At 47.9% G+C, this 13,826-nt stretch carries 19 protein-coding genes; 8 read left to right on the top strand and 11 right to left on the bottom strand.

Features of this window, described 5'->3' with window-relative positions; all coding sequences use genetic code 11:
• Nucleotides 1-60 precede the first annotated feature (60 nt).
• Genes AC5JR3_RS04765 through AC5JR3_RS04735 form a run of 7 tightly spaced genes read right to left on the bottom strand, consistent with a single transcriptional unit; the run spans nucleotide 61 to nucleotide 3,376 of the window.
• Nucleotides 61-378: a nucleotidyltransferase family protein gene (locus tag AC5JR3_RS04765; RefSeq protein WP_495843541.1), complete on the bottom strand. Its 318-nt coding sequence runs from the start codon at nucleotides 376-378 to the stop codon at nucleotides 61-63.
• 9 nt (nucleotides 379-387) lie between these two features.
• Nucleotides 388-693, bottom strand: coding sequence for a type II toxin-antitoxin system RelE/ParE family toxin (locus tag AC5JR3_RS04760; RefSeq protein WP_495843539.1), 306 nt, complete (start codon nucleotides 691-693; stop codon nucleotides 388-390).
• Nucleotides 690-956 carry a ribbon-helix-helix domain-containing protein gene (locus AC5JR3_RS04755; RefSeq protein WP_495843537.1) on the bottom strand — a complete coding sequence of 89 codons (267 nt, stop codon included), beginning with the start codon at nucleotides 954-956 and terminating at the stop codon, nucleotides 690-692. Before AC5JR3_RS04755 ends, AC5JR3_RS04760 begins: the two co-directional genes overlap by 4 nt.
• 45 nt (nucleotides 957-1,001) lie before the next feature.
• Nucleotides 1,002-1,136, bottom strand: coding sequence for a hypothetical protein (locus tag AC5JR3_RS04750; protein WP_495843536.1), 135 nt, complete (start codon nucleotides 1,134-1,136; stop codon nucleotides 1,002-1,004).
• A 22-nt stretch (nucleotides 1,137-1,158) separates the two neighbouring features.
• Nucleotides 1,159-1,380, bottom strand: a complete 222-nt coding sequence (locus AC5JR3_RS04745) for a DUF4926 domain-containing protein (protein WP_495843610.1) — start codon at nucleotides 1,378-1,380, stop codon at nucleotides 1,159-1,161.
• Between the two features lie 21 nt (nucleotides 1,381-1,401).
• Complete coding sequence (locus tag AC5JR3_RS04740; RefSeq protein WP_495843534.1) at nucleotides 1,402-1,743, bottom strand: DUF6883 domain-containing protein; 342 nt, start codon at nucleotides 1,741-1,743, stop codon at nucleotides 1,402-1,404.
• Nucleotides 1,744-1,762: 19 nt separating this feature from the next.
• A complete protein-coding gene (locus tag AC5JR3_RS04735; RefSeq protein WP_495843533.1) occupies nucleotides 1,763-3,376 on the bottom strand; it encodes a type I restriction-modification system subunit M in 1,614 nt (537 codons plus the stop codon).
• Nucleotides 3,377-3,584: 208 nt separating this feature from the next.
• Between AC5JR3_RS04735 and AC5JR3_RS04730 the strand changes: the two genes are divergently transcribed.
• A complete protein-coding gene (locus AC5JR3_RS04730; protein WP_495843530.1) occupies nucleotides 3,585-4,217 on the top strand; it encodes a Uma2 family endonuclease in 633 nt (210 codons plus the stop codon).
• A 3-nt stretch (nucleotides 4,218-4,220) separates the two neighbouring features.
• Here the strand turns inward: AC5JR3_RS04730 and AC5JR3_RS04725 are convergent, their stop codons facing one another.
• Nucleotides 4,221-5,177 carry a glycosyltransferase family 2 protein gene (locus tag AC5JR3_RS04725; RefSeq protein ID WP_495843528.1) on the bottom strand — a complete coding sequence of 319 codons (957 nt, stop codon included), beginning with the start codon at nucleotides 5,175-5,177 and terminating at the stop codon, nucleotides 4,221-4,223.
• A 121-nt stretch (nucleotides 5,178-5,298) separates the two neighbouring features.
• Nucleotides 5,299-5,829 (bottom strand): 5-(carboxyamino)imidazole ribonucleotide mutase, encoded by a 531-nt coding sequence (purE, locus tag AC5JR3_RS04720; protein WP_495843526.1) that lies wholly within the window; start codon nucleotides 5,827-5,829, stop codon nucleotides 5,299-5,301.
• Nucleotides 5,830-5,883: 54 nt separating this feature from the next.
• On the opposite strand from purE, the gene nagA reads away from it, so the two are divergent.
• Nucleotides 5,884-7,128 (top strand): N-acetylglucosamine-6-phosphate deacetylase, encoded by a 1,245-nt coding sequence (gene nagA, locus AC5JR3_RS04715; protein WP_495843525.1) that lies wholly within the window; start codon nucleotides 5,884-5,886, stop codon nucleotides 7,126-7,128.
• On the opposite strand, the gene AC5JR3_RS04710 is transcribed toward nagA, so the two are convergent.
• Nucleotides 7,125-7,328: an RNA-binding S4 domain-containing protein gene (locus tag AC5JR3_RS04710; RefSeq protein ID WP_495843523.1), complete on the bottom strand. Its 204-nt coding sequence runs from the start codon at nucleotides 7,326-7,328 to the stop codon at nucleotides 7,125-7,127. The two genes, nagA and AC5JR3_RS04710, sit on opposite strands and share 4 nt — an antisense overlap.
• 162 nt (nucleotides 7,329-7,490) lie before the next feature.
• Between AC5JR3_RS04710 and bchM the strand changes: the two genes are divergently transcribed.
• The 3 genes from bchM (at nucleotide 7,491) to AC5JR3_RS04695 (ending at nucleotide 9,120) form a co-directional block, all read left to right on the top strand.
• Nucleotides 7,491-8,177, top strand: coding sequence for a magnesium protoporphyrin IX methyltransferase (gene bchM / locus AC5JR3_RS04705; RefSeq protein WP_495843521.1), 687 nt, complete (start codon nucleotides 7,491-7,493; stop codon nucleotides 8,175-8,177).
• A gap of 148 nt (nucleotides 8,178-8,325) precedes the next feature.
• Nucleotides 8,326-8,727, top strand: a complete 402-nt coding sequence (locus tag AC5JR3_RS04700) for a hypothetical protein (RefSeq protein ID WP_495843519.1) — start codon at nucleotides 8,326-8,328, stop codon at nucleotides 8,725-8,727.
• Nucleotides 8,728-8,742: 15 nt separating this feature from the next.
• Nucleotides 8,743-9,120: a DUF423 domain-containing protein gene (locus AC5JR3_RS04695; protein ID WP_495843518.1), complete on the top strand. Its 378-nt coding sequence runs from the start codon at nucleotides 8,743-8,745 to the stop codon at nucleotides 9,118-9,120.
• Nucleotides 9,121-9,184: 64 nt separating this feature from the next.
• Here AC5JR3_RS04695 and AC5JR3_RS04690 read toward each other — a convergent pair whose 3' ends face one another.
• Nucleotides 9,185-10,258 carry a hypothetical protein gene (locus AC5JR3_RS04690; protein ID WP_495843516.1) on the bottom strand — a complete coding sequence of 358 codons (1,074 nt, stop codon included), beginning with the start codon at nucleotides 10,256-10,258 and terminating at the stop codon, nucleotides 9,185-9,187.
• 299 nt (nucleotides 10,259-10,557) lie between these two features.
• On the opposite strand from AC5JR3_RS04690, the gene egtC reads away from it, so the two are divergent.
• From egtC to egtD, 3 genes are all read left to right on the top strand, one after another.
• Nucleotides 10,558-11,349 carry an ergothioneine biosynthesis protein EgtC gene (gene egtC, locus AC5JR3_RS04685; RefSeq protein ID WP_495843514.1) on the top strand — a complete coding sequence of 264 codons (792 nt, stop codon included), beginning with the start codon at nucleotides 10,558-10,560 and terminating at the stop codon, nucleotides 11,347-11,349.
• Nucleotides 11,321-12,592: an ergothioneine biosynthesis protein EgtB gene (gene egtB, locus AC5JR3_RS04680; protein ID WP_495843512.1), complete on the top strand. Its 1,272-nt coding sequence runs from the start codon at nucleotides 11,321-11,323 to the stop codon at nucleotides 12,590-12,592. The genes egtC and egtB overlap by 29 nt, the downstream gene beginning before the upstream one ends.
• A 112-nt stretch (nucleotides 12,593-12,704) precedes the next feature.
• Nucleotides 12,705-13,748, top strand: coding sequence for an L-histidine N(alpha)-methyltransferase (gene egtD, locus AC5JR3_RS04675; protein WP_495843511.1), 1,044 nt, complete (start codon nucleotides 12,705-12,707; stop codon nucleotides 13,746-13,748).
• Nucleotides 13,749-13,826 lie beyond the last annotated feature (78 nt).

Genomic DNA, 13,826 nt, shown 5'->3' with positions numbered 1-13,826 from the left:
GTCCCCTCCAACAGCCTCACCACATTCTCAGCAATCCGTTCTTCCAACTCCCGCGCCTCATCAATTGCTGTCATACGCCACCACCGCCTCAGCCATCACTCTGTCTCGAAAATAAATACTTAACTCCTCAGGAGTTCTTAAATCTATCTTTCTCCCCTCTAGCAGTTCTGAAAGTTCCATTTCCATTCTGACTATCTTAAATAAACCCGGAGTTTTTCCTGGCTCAAACTCCACTAAAAAATCAATATCGCTCTCCGGTGTAAAATCATCCCTTAACACCGAACCAAATAAAGACAGCTTGCGGATATGGTGACGCTGGCAAAATTGCTCTATTTCTTTCTTGGGAATTGCGACAGGTAATTGTTTAATTTCACTCATTCCTTTGCCTCATTCCTCATCCGACTCAGAAAACAACGATTCCAAATCCCGATATCCACTCACCACCCGCACAATTTCCACCCCATCCTCAATCACCCGATAAAGAATGATGTAACCCTCAAGAGGAACCCCCCGTAACGACGGCTCAACTTCAGCATAAGAACGCCCCATATTGGGAAACTTCACCAAGTTCTTGCATTTCTGCTCAAACCAATTCACAAACCGTTCGCCAGCCTCTAGACTCCGGCTCAAAAAATAATCAGAAATCTCATCTAAATCCTGACTCGCTGCTGGTGAAATAATGTAACGATTCATCCTTGATTTTCACCAGCTTTTTTCAGCTTCTCCCGCAGTCTGGCAATCACAACCTCCCCATCAATCCCTTCCCCTTTATCAAGCTGTGCCATACCCACCGCTACTTTTTCCCTGGTTTCTTCCACCCATTTTTCATACTGCTTATCTCGCTCTTCAAGTAGCCGCAACGCCTCAACAATTACCTCATAAGCCGTTGCATACTTTCCACTTTTGAGCTTTTCTTGAATCAACTGCTCCTCTTCTGGTTTGAACGTGATATTCATCCTCTTAAAAACTCCTAATTTGATTAACTTAATTGTACTAACGCATCAAAGATTCAAGATTTGTGCCACATTCTCAGCAATCCTCTCCTCTAATTCTCGCGCCTCAACATTAAGACTTTCTAACTCCTCATTCAACTCTTCCAGCCGTTTGGCAAAATCAAAATTTTCCGCCTTTGGCATTTGCTTTAAAAGCGCGATCGCCTCAAGCTTGAACTAACATTTCTTCTGTCAATTTGTAATAATGTAAAACAATCAGTTGATTAGCATTTAAAGTCTCTATTGCATAAGTACAACCATTCAAATCGCTAAACTCAATTTCAAAAACTCCCGGTTCGTACACTTCAACAATCGTTCCAACCTGACCTCGATATAATTCAAGCTCTGGTAAATCTTCTAGGAGTGCCACCACATCCAATAACTTAATTTGTGGGTTCATATTCCCTCCCTATTTCTTCTTACAGAACAAAAAAGTAACCAATCGCGGAAACTTTTCCTCATCACGAACAAGCCAAACACTGCGAACCCTTGCCTGTTTGTCCTCTCTAACCATCAAAAAATCTACTCTATATTTCTGCCCATATGGATTGCATTTATCGAGAACAGCATCAGTAATTTGGATAGCTTGTATCAATGCAGTTCTTAACTCATCAGCATCATCAATCCCAATCCCTAAAGCCGATTGAAAAACCCGCGCTTTGTGTTGACCATCTGAATGTCTCGGATTGAGACAGTAACCTGATAGTTTTTCCTCATCAATAATAGCTTGCTCAGGATTGGGGAGCCTCATATAGTAATAGGCTCATTCATCAAAGATTCAAAATTTGTGCCACATTCTCAGCAATCCTCTCCTCTAATTCTCGCGCTTCAACATTAAGAATTTCCAACTCCTCATTCAACTCTTCCAACCGTTCCGCAAAATCAAAATCCTCCGCTTCCTTCCGTTGGGCCACCCCCACATAACGCCCAGGATTGAGACTCCATCCCTGCGCCTCAATCTCAGCCAACGTCGCCACCTTGCACAATCCCGCCACATCCCGATAAGCCCCCTCCGGGAACGTCTCAGCCAGCATTTCGGAGTCAGCACCCGTCACTACCGCTTCCCCTCGGTACAGCCGCACAATATTCGAGATAAACTCAACCTGTTCTTCGCTAAAATCCCGATGGGCGCGGTCAATCTGACGATAAATATGCCGCGCATCAATAAATAACACCTTTTCCTTGCGAGGGAGACGTTCCACCGGAACGTCTCTACGACATTTCCCCCTGTCCAAAAACCACAGCGTACAGGGCAGCGTCACCGTGTAGAAGAAATTAGACCCGATCGCAATCATCACATCCACCGCCCCCTTTTCAATCAACTGGCGGCGAATCTCCAACTCAGAACCCCGCGCATCCGACGCCGAGTTTGCCATGACAAACCCCGCCCGTCCGTTCTGATTTAAAGCACTATAAAATAACTGAATCCAGAGGTAATTGGCATTGTCCACGGTCGGAACACCAAAGGGATAGTGAGCGCGATCGCTCTTTATCTTCTCCCTATCCACCCCATTGACATTAAATGGCGGATTCGCCATCACAAAGTCAAACGCCCCGATGCTGTCTTGAGCATCTTTGTCATAAGTGGCGCTGTTGTGAATATCTTGGTAATAAGTATTGCCCTCGCGAATGTTGCGTAACCCAGAAACCCCATGAACAGCCAAGTTCATCTGACAGAGTTTCACCGTTCCGTCTACCTTCTCCTGCCCGTAGACACTAATCACCTTATTCGGGTCTTGATTTAATTTATTGCGAATCCGCACCGCACTCTGCACGAACATCCCGCCAGCACCACAGGCAGGGTCTAAAATTCGCCCGTAATCAGGCTCTATCACCTCTACAATCAGCTTTACCAATGAAATTGGGGTAAAAAACTCCCCGCCTTTCTGCCCTTCCTTCTGAGCAAAATTTCCCAGGAAATACTGATAAATCTCCCCAAACGCATCCTCAGTAATCCCTTCTCTGGGTATCCGGTTGAGGATTTTCAGCAACTCCCGCAGAATCGGCTTTTCCAAACGGTTGTAATCTCTGGGCAAAGCACCGCCGAGTTCCTCATTCTCATCTGCGATCACTTTCATTGCCGCATTAATCGCCCCGCCAATATCCGCCGCTTCCGGCAGATTGAGCAAATAATCGAAACGGGCTTCATCCGGTAGAAACAACGCCCCCTTTGCCTGGTAATTCTCTTTACCGACTGTGCGTCGCCTGCTACTCCTGCCTGCCAACTCCTGCTCGACTAAAGCAAACTTATAATCAGCGTAGAGAAGAAAAATCAGCCCCAACACTGGCACCGAGTATTCAGAGGGTTTGAGCTTCGAGTTCGCTCTGAGTTCATCCGCTGCTTCCCAAAGGCGCTTTTCAATCTCGGTGTAATTGGCTGGCATCGTTAAATTACTCTATCGTTTCCCAAGGTTTCGCCGCCCTGTGGCTGGCTGAACTATTTTAATTTAGGCGATGACGCATTTTTCGCAACTCAAGAGTACGCTGACTCCAGCCTCCAGCCAAAGATAGGGCTTTCCTCTTCGGAGTAATTATTTGCTGTTGTTTGGTTACAAATATAAGAGTTACGCAGTACAGAGGAAGATCAGTTCCATGTTCGCAGTAGTCACCCCAGAAAAAATCCACTTACCTCCAGGCGCAGTCATGCGGCTACCTGGTAGTTGGCAAGACTATAAAGCACTAAGTCAACAGTTGGGCGATCGCTCAATTCCTCGGATCAAATATCGACCGGGAGAGATTTTGTTGATGTCACCCTTACCCGAACACGGACGTAAAGCAAATATACTTGCCGATGTTGTCAAAGTTTTGCTTGATTCTTTGGCGCAGGAATACGAAGCCTTCACGCCAGTGACGATGGAACTGCCAGAAGAAAGCGGCATCGAACCGGACTACTGCTTTTATATCGATAACTGGGAAGCCGTTGCAGGCAAAGATCGCATCAACTGGAGCGTTGAACCGCCACCCGATTTAGTTATTGAGATAGACGTAACCAGCTACACGGATGCGAATGACTACTTACCCTATCGAGTGCCGGAAGTTTGGTTATTTAAAAAGAACCAGCTTGCAATTCATGGCTTGCAGGATAATAGCTACGTTCGCACTAACAACAGCCGCTATTTCCCTAATATGAATGTCTCAGAGATTGTCCGAGAGTGTTTGCAAATTGCCTACGAGCGTAACACTAGCGCGGCAATTCGGGAGTTGCGTCGGAAGTTGGCGACGTGAGGATTAATCTCTATCAACTGAAGGCGACTGAGCAAATCCTCCAACTTCGGAAAGGAGGTACAAAGGTCTACCTTTAACTTCCTCGTAGATGCGCCCGATGTACTCTCCTAGAATGCCAATGCTGACTAGCTGAACAGCACCGAGAAAGAAAATTGCAATCAGAATGCTGGCAAAACCCGTGATGGGAGACGTAGGGGCAACAATCCGCCAGTACAGCACCAAAATTGCCATCAAAATCGCTACGGCGGCGGCGAGTAAGCCGATGAAGGTTGCCATGCGTAAGGGAACGATGGAGAAGGAAACTAGGGCATTAATCGCCAACGCCATCGACTTACTGAAGGTGTATTTCACCTCCCCAGCAAAGCGGGGGTCGCGTTCAAAGCGAATCGAAGTCTGTCGCCAGCCCACCCAGGAACGCAATCCGCGAATGTAGCGGTTCCGTTCTGGCATAGTGTTGAGGGCATCGACAACTTTGCGATCCATTAAGCAAAAATCCCCCGTATCTGTGGGAATTTCAATATCTGCCAGTCGTCGCAGGAGGCGATAAAACAAGTAAGCGGGGAGGCGTTTTAGCCAGCCTTCTTGGCGGCGGCGGGTGCGTTGGGCGTAGACGACTTGATAGCCTTCTTGCCACTTTTCAATCAGACTAGGGATTAACTCTGGGGGGTCTTGCAAATCGGCATCGAGAACAACGATCGCTTGACCCCGGACAAAGTTTAAACCCGCTGTAACTGCAATTTGATGACCAAAGTTACGGGCGAGGCTGATATAGCAAACGCGGGGGTCTTTTTCATTCAACTCGCGCAGCATCTGCAAAGAGCGATCGCGACTCCCATCATTCACCAAAATCAACTCTACCTCACCCAACTGCGCCATCACTGCACTGAGGCGGCGGTACAGTTCGGGAAGGCTATTTTCCTCGTTATAAATCGGAACAACTAGAGAATAGGTTGGGAACATGGTGAAGTAAAGGATGAAGTATGAAGTATGAAGTAAGAGGTTCTCCCCTAGCACCCCTGCACCCCTGCACCCCTGCACCCCTGCACCCCTGCACCCCCCTGCACCCCCGCTCCCCTGCACCTCATCCCCCCATCCCCTGCAAATATTGCTGATAGCCTATTTCATCTAGTTTCTCTTGCTTGTGCATTACGGAATTGGCTAGGTCTTGTCGATATTGCTGGACTTGCTTGAGGAGTTCTGGGTTGTGAGATGCCAGGATTTGTACGGCTAGTAACCCGGCATTCTTTGCATTGCCGATCGCTACGGTTGCCACAGGGATACCTCCAGGCATTTGCACGATGGAGTAGAGGGAGTCAACGCCCTGTAAGTGACGGCTGGCTACTGGGACGCCAATTACAGGTAAGGGGGTGAGGGCTGCTACCATACCGGGGAGATGGGCAGCACCTCCAGCACCGGCGATAATTACCTTAATCCCGCGTTCGTGGGCCGTTTGGGCGTATTTCACCATGCGCTCTGGGGTGCGGTGGGCAGAAACGATCGCCACTTCACAAGGGACGCCGAAGTCTTCGCAAACAGCGATCGCATCTTGCATTGTAGGCAAGTCAGAATCGCTGCCCATGATCACGCCAATCAAGGGGTTGTCATTGGTCATTAGTCGTCGATCGTTGAGTATTCTTAACAAAGGATAAAGCGATCGTAGCGACAAATGACTCCGAATCTGGATATTATCAAGGCGCGGCTACCAGGATACCGAGATTTGCAACATCTCCGGATTCGTGAGGGTGCGATCGCGGCAATAACCCCAATGAGTGAGTGGGTGCAACTGAACGATCCCCCCCAGCCTCCCTTCAAAGAGGGGGAGGAAGAATTTACTGGGGTAACCACAGAAAGTTTCTCCCCATCCCCCCAACTCCTAGACTTAGCGGGGGATTGGCTGTCACTGGGGGGAGTTGACCTGCAAATCAATGGCGGCTTAGGGTTAGCGTTTACTGACCTTGATGCAACCCATAGGGACAAATTGCCGGAAATTGGTCAATTTCTGTGGAATCAGGGGGTTGATGGCTATTTACCAACCTTGGTGACAACATCAGTAGAGAAGATTGGGCGATCGCTTCGTGTCTTTGCCGAATTCCTGAATCACAGAGGGAAGGAGGTAGAGCCAAAAGCAGTTGCTCAAATCCTTGGCGTCCACCTAGAAGGGCCATTTTTAAACCCCGACAAGCGAGGCGCACATCCGGCAGAGTTTTTGTTACCCCTGACGATTGAGAATGTCAAGCGGGTGTTAGGTGATTACGCCCACGTTGTCAAGGTGATGACTCTCGCGCCAGAGTTAGACACTACCGGGGAAGTGATTCCCTATTTGCGTTCCCTCGGCATTACCATCAGTCTCGGTCACTCCCTAGCCAGCGCTACCCAAGCGGAAGCCTCCTTTAGACTCGGTGCATCCATGGTGACTCATGCCTTCAATGCCATGCCAGGACTGCATCACCGAGAACCAGGATTGCTAGGTGCTGCCTTAGTTTATCCCGGCGTACAGTGTGGCTTAATTGCCGATGGGCAGCATGTCTCTCCGGCTATGATGCAATTGCTATTGCGGGCTAGTGGGTACGAAGAGGGAATTTTCCTCGTCAGCGATGCTTTAGCCCCCATCGGACTCCCAGATGGCGTTTATCCTTGGGACTCGCGCCAAATTGAGGTAAAACACGGCACTGCCCGCTTACCGGATGGTACGCTTTCGGGGACAACGCTGCCGCTATTGGTGGGGGTGCAGAATTTGGTGCGGTGGGGGATTTGTGAGGCGGAGAAGGCGATTTCCCTGGCTACCGATGCTCCACGACGAGCAATTGGGCTATCAGGGCTGAGTGTAGGACAACCCGCCCAACTGTTGCGCTGGCACTCAGAAGCATCGACAACAGAACTCACCTGGCAGCGATTATCCTCAAAAAGTTAGTTTAATTCAACCCTGTAGGTTCTGCCTTCGATGGTGACGCGATCGCCTGACACCAACTTGCGTCCCCGCCGCGTCTCAAGCGCATCATTTACCATCACCTCCTCTCCTTGAATCATCAGCTTAGCTTCGCCACCCGTCTGGGCAATCCCCATAAATTTTAGAAATTGGTCGAGTTTAATTGTCGGTGCGTCTGTCGTCATAAAACGTCCTCAATTCCCTCTCGATTTATGAAGAACAACAAATCTTGAAGTACTGATAATAACGTGCCGATAGTCATGACGAATCCTCATTGAGCGCTCAAAGCGATCGCCGGGCATTTGGTAAAGTATTAGACCATCCCCATCCACAATCAAAAACTCAATATGAACACCGTTGATGACAAAACTGTTGTCAGAGAGTATTTCAACTCCACCGGATTTGACCGCTGGCGCAGGATTTATGGCGACGGCGAAGTCAGCAAAGTACAGCTTGATATCCGCACTGGACATCAACAGACGGTTGATAACGTGCTGGCTTGGCTGCAAGATGACGGCAACATAGAACAATTAACCATTTGTGATGCGGGTTGTGGCGTTGGTAGCCTCAGCATTCCCTTAGCACAATCCGGGGCGAAAGTTTTTGCCAGCGATATCTCTGAGCAAATGGTAGGTGAAGCCAAGGAACGTGCTCAGGCAGTCTTGGGTGAGGCAAACAGCCCTATCTTCACTGTGCAGGATTTGGAAGCCCTCAGCGGCAAGTACCACACCGTTATTTGCCTAGATGTCTTGATTCACTATCCCCAAGACAAAGCCGCACAGATGATTGCTCACTTAGCCTCTTTGGCAGAGTCGCGCCTGATTCTCAGCTTTGCGCCGAAAACCTTGGGCTTGAGTCTACTCAAAAAAATCGGCAGTTTCTTCCCTGGTTCCAGTAAAGCAACTCGTGCCTACCTACACCGGGAAGCCGATGTCATCAACATCCTGGAAAGCCAAGGTTTCAAGATTCAGCGCAGTGGCATGACGAGTACTCGCTTTTACTTCTCTCGCCTTCTAGAAGCTACCCGTAACTGAGGTTAAAATCGCGGCAACACCAGGAATTTTCGCCCTCTTTGCCCAGGGAAAAAATCTCTAAAAGTTGCCGCCATCTTCTTCCTCAACCCTACTAACTCAATCCCTCTGACTCAGGACTCAGGACTCAGGACTCAGCACTCTTGCACCAATGAAGCGGCTCAAAAAACTATCTGCGGGTTTACTCCTCACTCTCGGACTCATGTTCCTGATGGTGCCTGTTTACGTGCTGACGAAGGAAGATGCAACCGAACAGGATCAGGCAGATGCAATGGGAGGGCTTGTTTTAGGTGTGCCTGTTGTTGCTTGGGGAGGATGGCTGATGCGGCAGTTGTCTCGGCAAGGAGAGAGAGAATCACGCGATCGCCTCCACTCTACTTTTTACCATTTGCTCAAAGAAGGCAAGGGAAACGTTACTGTCATCCGCTTGGCAATGGAAGCAGAAGTTTCCGCCGCCACTGCGGAGCAATACTTAAATGAAAAAGCCAGAGAATTTGACGCTGACTTTTTAGTCAGTGATGAAGGTAGCATTTGCTATCATTTTCTTCTTTAGGATTATTGGACGATCGTGACTCGATTTTTCCTTGCCTTAGCTTCTCTGTTTGCCGGATTATCCGTCGCCGCTGGTGCCTTCGCCTCCCATGCCTTGAAAGCAAAACTGAGCGTGCGATCGCTAGAAGTATTTGAAACCGGGGCAAAATATCAGATGTACCATGCCCTGGCTCTTCTATTTGTGGTGTTGCTATTAAGTCGGGCAGAAGCCGCTCAAGGTCTGTTGACAGCAGCAGGATTTGCTTTTGTAGTCGGAATTTTGATTTTTTCTGGTAGTTTGTATGCCCTAGCGTTGACAGGAAATAGGCAGTTAGGGGCAATTACACCGCTAGGAGGAGTTGCCTTTCTTGTTGGTTGGGGGTGTTTATTTCTAGCGGCTTTTAGTTATAAGTAGTGTCTAGCTTAACCACAACCATTTATTGAATTGGAGTAATTTTATGAGGCGTTCTACCGATGCCTCACCTCACTAGCTCCAATTCTTTCGTTTGATTGATTTCTTTATTTAGGGAAATAGGAGAAACAAAATCACAGAGTGCTAACGGGAGTAAAGGCACAGTCCAAACAAAATATTGTCGAAACAATACTGAGTTGAAATCAACAAACACAGACAGAGTCAACAAAGCACTCATGTAAATACCAATTTTGCCTCGAAGGGCGCTGAGATACACCAATCCCATGAGAAATAACATGGGTAACTTGGCTTTCAACCCTACAAACTCAGGAAATGCCTCTCCAATAAAATCATCTAATGAGGAAACATTAAAATGTCCGCCGGGATTTCGGGTGGCAGAAAAAAGAATTGATTTAAAGAATCCTTCGGCATTCCACAAGAGAAAGGGAATGGAGGTGATCAACGGAATACTGAGGATGATCAGTAAGGCGATCGCTACATTTTTGACCTTCTCCCTCTCAGTTGCTTGCCAAACCCAAATTAAGTAAAGAGGAATCAGAAATACTGCAATTTGTTTGAAGGCTAAGGACAAGCTAAACAATAACAAGGAGGTGTATCTGTACCGCTTAAACGTCATTAGAGAACTCAGGAGAAAAAAGACTGGAACAAAGTCTATGTGAGCAATCTGAGTGACGTGCAGTGTCCAGCGATTCAGCAGCCAAAACAACGCGGCAAATAATCCGACTGTGAATAAATTGTTTTTATTTAATCGACTAAATATTAAGCCTGCAATTCCAATGTTAAACATTAAAAACACCGGACGCCAAAAAGCAAGCCAGGTAGAATAGTCTCTAAATCCTAATAATTGAGTTAAAGCGGAAAGCCAGTAAAACAAAGGGAAGTAGGTTGCATATTTGTCATTTTCCCTCATATTCCCCAGCAAAATTCTTGCATAAGGATTTTCTCCAGCGAGCAGGCGTTTTCCTTCTAGCCAAACATAGTAAATATCTTCCTCAGCGGTATCGAATACCCAAAGTTGTGTGTGAACAACTATTCCGACTATAGTAATTAGAAATAGGCAAATCAGTGCCACAGCTTTCTTATTTTTCAACAGAAGCCATCCTTGATTGACTGTCTGCATATTATTACTCCCTTTTAAAACTGTTGTTTACTCGCCAGGAAACACACCCTATTGCCCATCAAATTGGACTACATTAGTCTTTACCATTGCTATCAGATTCGGACAACTACAGCAGGTAAGATGTCGATTTTTAAATCTTGATGTATTTTAGACTATCCAAACTGCTGTGACGAGCAAAGAAGTATTCGGTTGCAGGTAAGGAACCACCAAATACTTGCTGAAACTAAAGGCGATTCCAGAGCATAGTTTATCCTGGCAGATAGGGCATTTTTTGAGACTTCTAGGAGTAGTAACTTTTTATGTGCCGTTTACTAGGTTATTTGGGAGCGCCGATTCAGCTTGAGCATTTGTTGTACAAACCGGAACACTCGCTGATCGTACAAAGTTATCAGCCTAAAGAAATGACCTCTGGTGTTGTTAATGCCGACGGCTTAGGAGTCGGCTGGTATCACCCTGAGCGCGAGGTTAGCCCCTTCACCTACAAAAACACGGTGCCGATTTGGAATGATACAAACTTGCCGCAATTGAGCCGCTATGTTGAGTCGGGGTGCGTGCTGGGGTATGTTCGCAGTGCTACACCGGGTCAAGGGTTGGATTTGAGCAACTGTCAGCCCTTTACCGACGAGCGCCTGTTATTTATTCACAACGGTTTGATCGAAAACTTTCGGAAAACCTTATATCGACCGATACGCGATCGCCTCAAGGATACAATCTACCAGTCCGTCACTGGCACCACCGACTCGGAACATATTTTTGCCTTGCTGCTCAACCACTTACAAGCTTCTGGGGAGAGTGACCTCAAAGCCGCCTTGCACTACGCCCTAACGACAATAAGCGAGTTAGCACAAGCCGCAGACCTCTCCTTTTCTGCCAACTGCATTGTGAGTAACGGGCACAATCTTGTTGTCAGTCGCCATGCCGTTGGGACAAGTGCTCCTTCTTTATACTGGTTGAGGGATGACCCCATGTTCCCTAATGCTGTAATTATTGCTTCTGAGCCGCTATTTGCCAGTAACTGGCATAGTTGCCCGAATCATTCCATTCTCAGTGTGGGAGAAGACCTTGACATTCACATCGACCAAATTACCTAGAGGCACGATCTATCATGCCTTGCATCAATGTCGCATCGGCACTCTAGCTTTATTTGAAGGCATTAACGATACCGCTTACCGCCGCCAATCCCATCCAGAATTTAGTCCCGCAGGTTGGCACCTCGGTCACATTGCATTTATCGAAGCCTACTGGATTCTAGAGCGCTGTGCTGGCAAACCACCGATGTTTCCGGAGTACCATCAGTTGTTTGCTGCCGATGGCTTACCGAAAGCCGAGCGCGAAAATCTGCCGCCCTTGGCAAAGGTATGTCACTACCTCGATACCGTCAGAACTGAGGTCTTAACCTACCTAGAAACCGCCCCTCTAGATCAGCAAGAACGTCTGTGGCGCTGGCTGGTTCAGCACGAAAGCCAACACAGTGAAACCATCACCTTTGTACTGCAATTGCAGCGTTGGGATGCCTTGGGAATTGGCAGGAGATTTGGGACAGGGAAAACTCCCCCCTCCCTAGTTCCGACGCTGCAACCCGCAGCCGGGGTAATTGAAATTCCGGCGGGGGAATTTATTCGGGGAAATGATTCCCTAGATGCTTCGGACAACGAACGTTGTCGGCATCCCTTGCACCTAGACACCTACTACATCGACCGCTACCCCGTCACCTGTGGGCAGTATCGAGAATTTATTGCCGCCGATGGCTACCGCAACGCTTGCTGGTGGTCTCTAGAGGGGTGGCAATGGCTTCAGGAAAATCCCGTTGCCCAGCCCTTGTATTGGTCAGCGGACTCCGCCTGGGATAACCATCCCGTTTGTGGGGTAAGTTGGTACGAAGCTGACGCCTACGCTCGTTTTGCTGGCAAGCGCCTACCCACAGAAGCGGAGTGGGAAAAAGCGGCGACTTGGGACGTGGCGACCGAACAGCAACGCCTTTACCCGTGGGGAGAAGAGTTTCCCAGCACCAGCCGTTGCAATCACGACAACGCGGTCGGACAGACAACGGCGGTTGATGCTTACCCTACCGGACAAAGTGCCTACGGCTGTTATGACATGCTGGGTAATGTCTGGGAATGGACTGATAGCTGGTTTGATGGCTATTTAGGTTTTAAGAGTTATCCTTACCGGGGATATTCTCAAGCTTATTTTGATGGGAAGCATCGAGTGCTTAAGGGGAGCAGTTGGGCAACTCGCCCTTGGGCGATGCGAGGGAGTTTTCGCAACTGGTATCATCCGGGGGTTCGGCAGATTCTATCGGGTTTTCGATGTGCGAGCGATCGCCTGTTGTAAGTTATTCTTCTTGAATCGGTTGATGGAATTTGATACCGCAAATAGACGCAAATGTCAAGTGGCATAGTCCCGCTTGGCAGGAATTTTTTGGACAATCGTAGGAAAAAACAGGATGAAAGCTGATTTATCTCAGAGTGTACAAGGCAATCTCCAAACAAGCGATCGCTTACGGATCGAGCATTTACTGATTCAATCTACCCTTTCTCAGTCAGATAAAGGGCGCGATGCGATCGCCGGATTGACGTCAGCGACCAAGTCTCTACCGCCCAGATATTTCTACGATGACCGAGGTTCTGAGCTATTCGAGCAGATATGTGAATTGTCAGAATACTACCCCACCCGCACAGAAGCTGGGATTTTGCACCAGTACGCCGGGGAACTCGCTCAGATGACAGGGCCCTGCGAACTGGTAGAACTAGGAAGCGGTAGTTCCACCAAAACCCGGCTATTGCTTGATGCTTACAACGAACTAGGATATCCTCTGCGCTATCTTCCCATTGATGTCAGTGCAGGCATTTTAGAAAGCAGTGCGCGGCAGTTATTGGCAGATTACCCCTCCCTACAAGTTCACGGCTTGGTGAGTACCTACGAGCAAGCCTTGGCAAAGTTACAGCCTACCCAATTACCCAGTCGGATGATTTTCTTCCTAGGAAGCACCCTAGGGAACCTTAATCCACAAGCCTGCGATGTTTTCTTCTCACAAATTACGGCGGCGTTAGAGGAAGGGGAGTATTTCCTGCTAGGAATTGACCTCCAAAAGCCCAAGCACTTATTAAATGCTGCCTACAATGACAGTCAGGGAGTCACGGCTGAATTTAACCTCAACATGCTGAATCATCTTAATTGGCGATTTGAGGGCAACTTTGACCCCAGCTTGTTTGAACATTGGGCGTTTTATAACGAGCAATTGCATCAGATTGAGATGCATCTAAAAAGTCAGAAAAAGCATTCTGTTTATCTACGTAGCTTAGACCTAACTGTTAACTTTGAAGCCGACGAAACTATCCTCACAGAAATTTCTCGCAAATTTGACCTAGATACAATGCAGCAGTACCTCCAGACCCAAGGCTTAAAGCCGCTGAAAATTTGGACTGATCCTAATCAATGGTTTGGCTTAGTCCTCTCTCAGCGACAACCCCTAATATCAATTTCCTGAATGTCTACTACAGATACTATGTGATTCCCCCCTTAATAAGGGGGGTTAGGGGGGTCGATTTGTAGCGCTATTTTATGA

Source organism: Kastovskya adunca, assembly GCF_059505785.1.
This window is presented reverse-complemented; position numbering and strand designations above follow the sequence as displayed.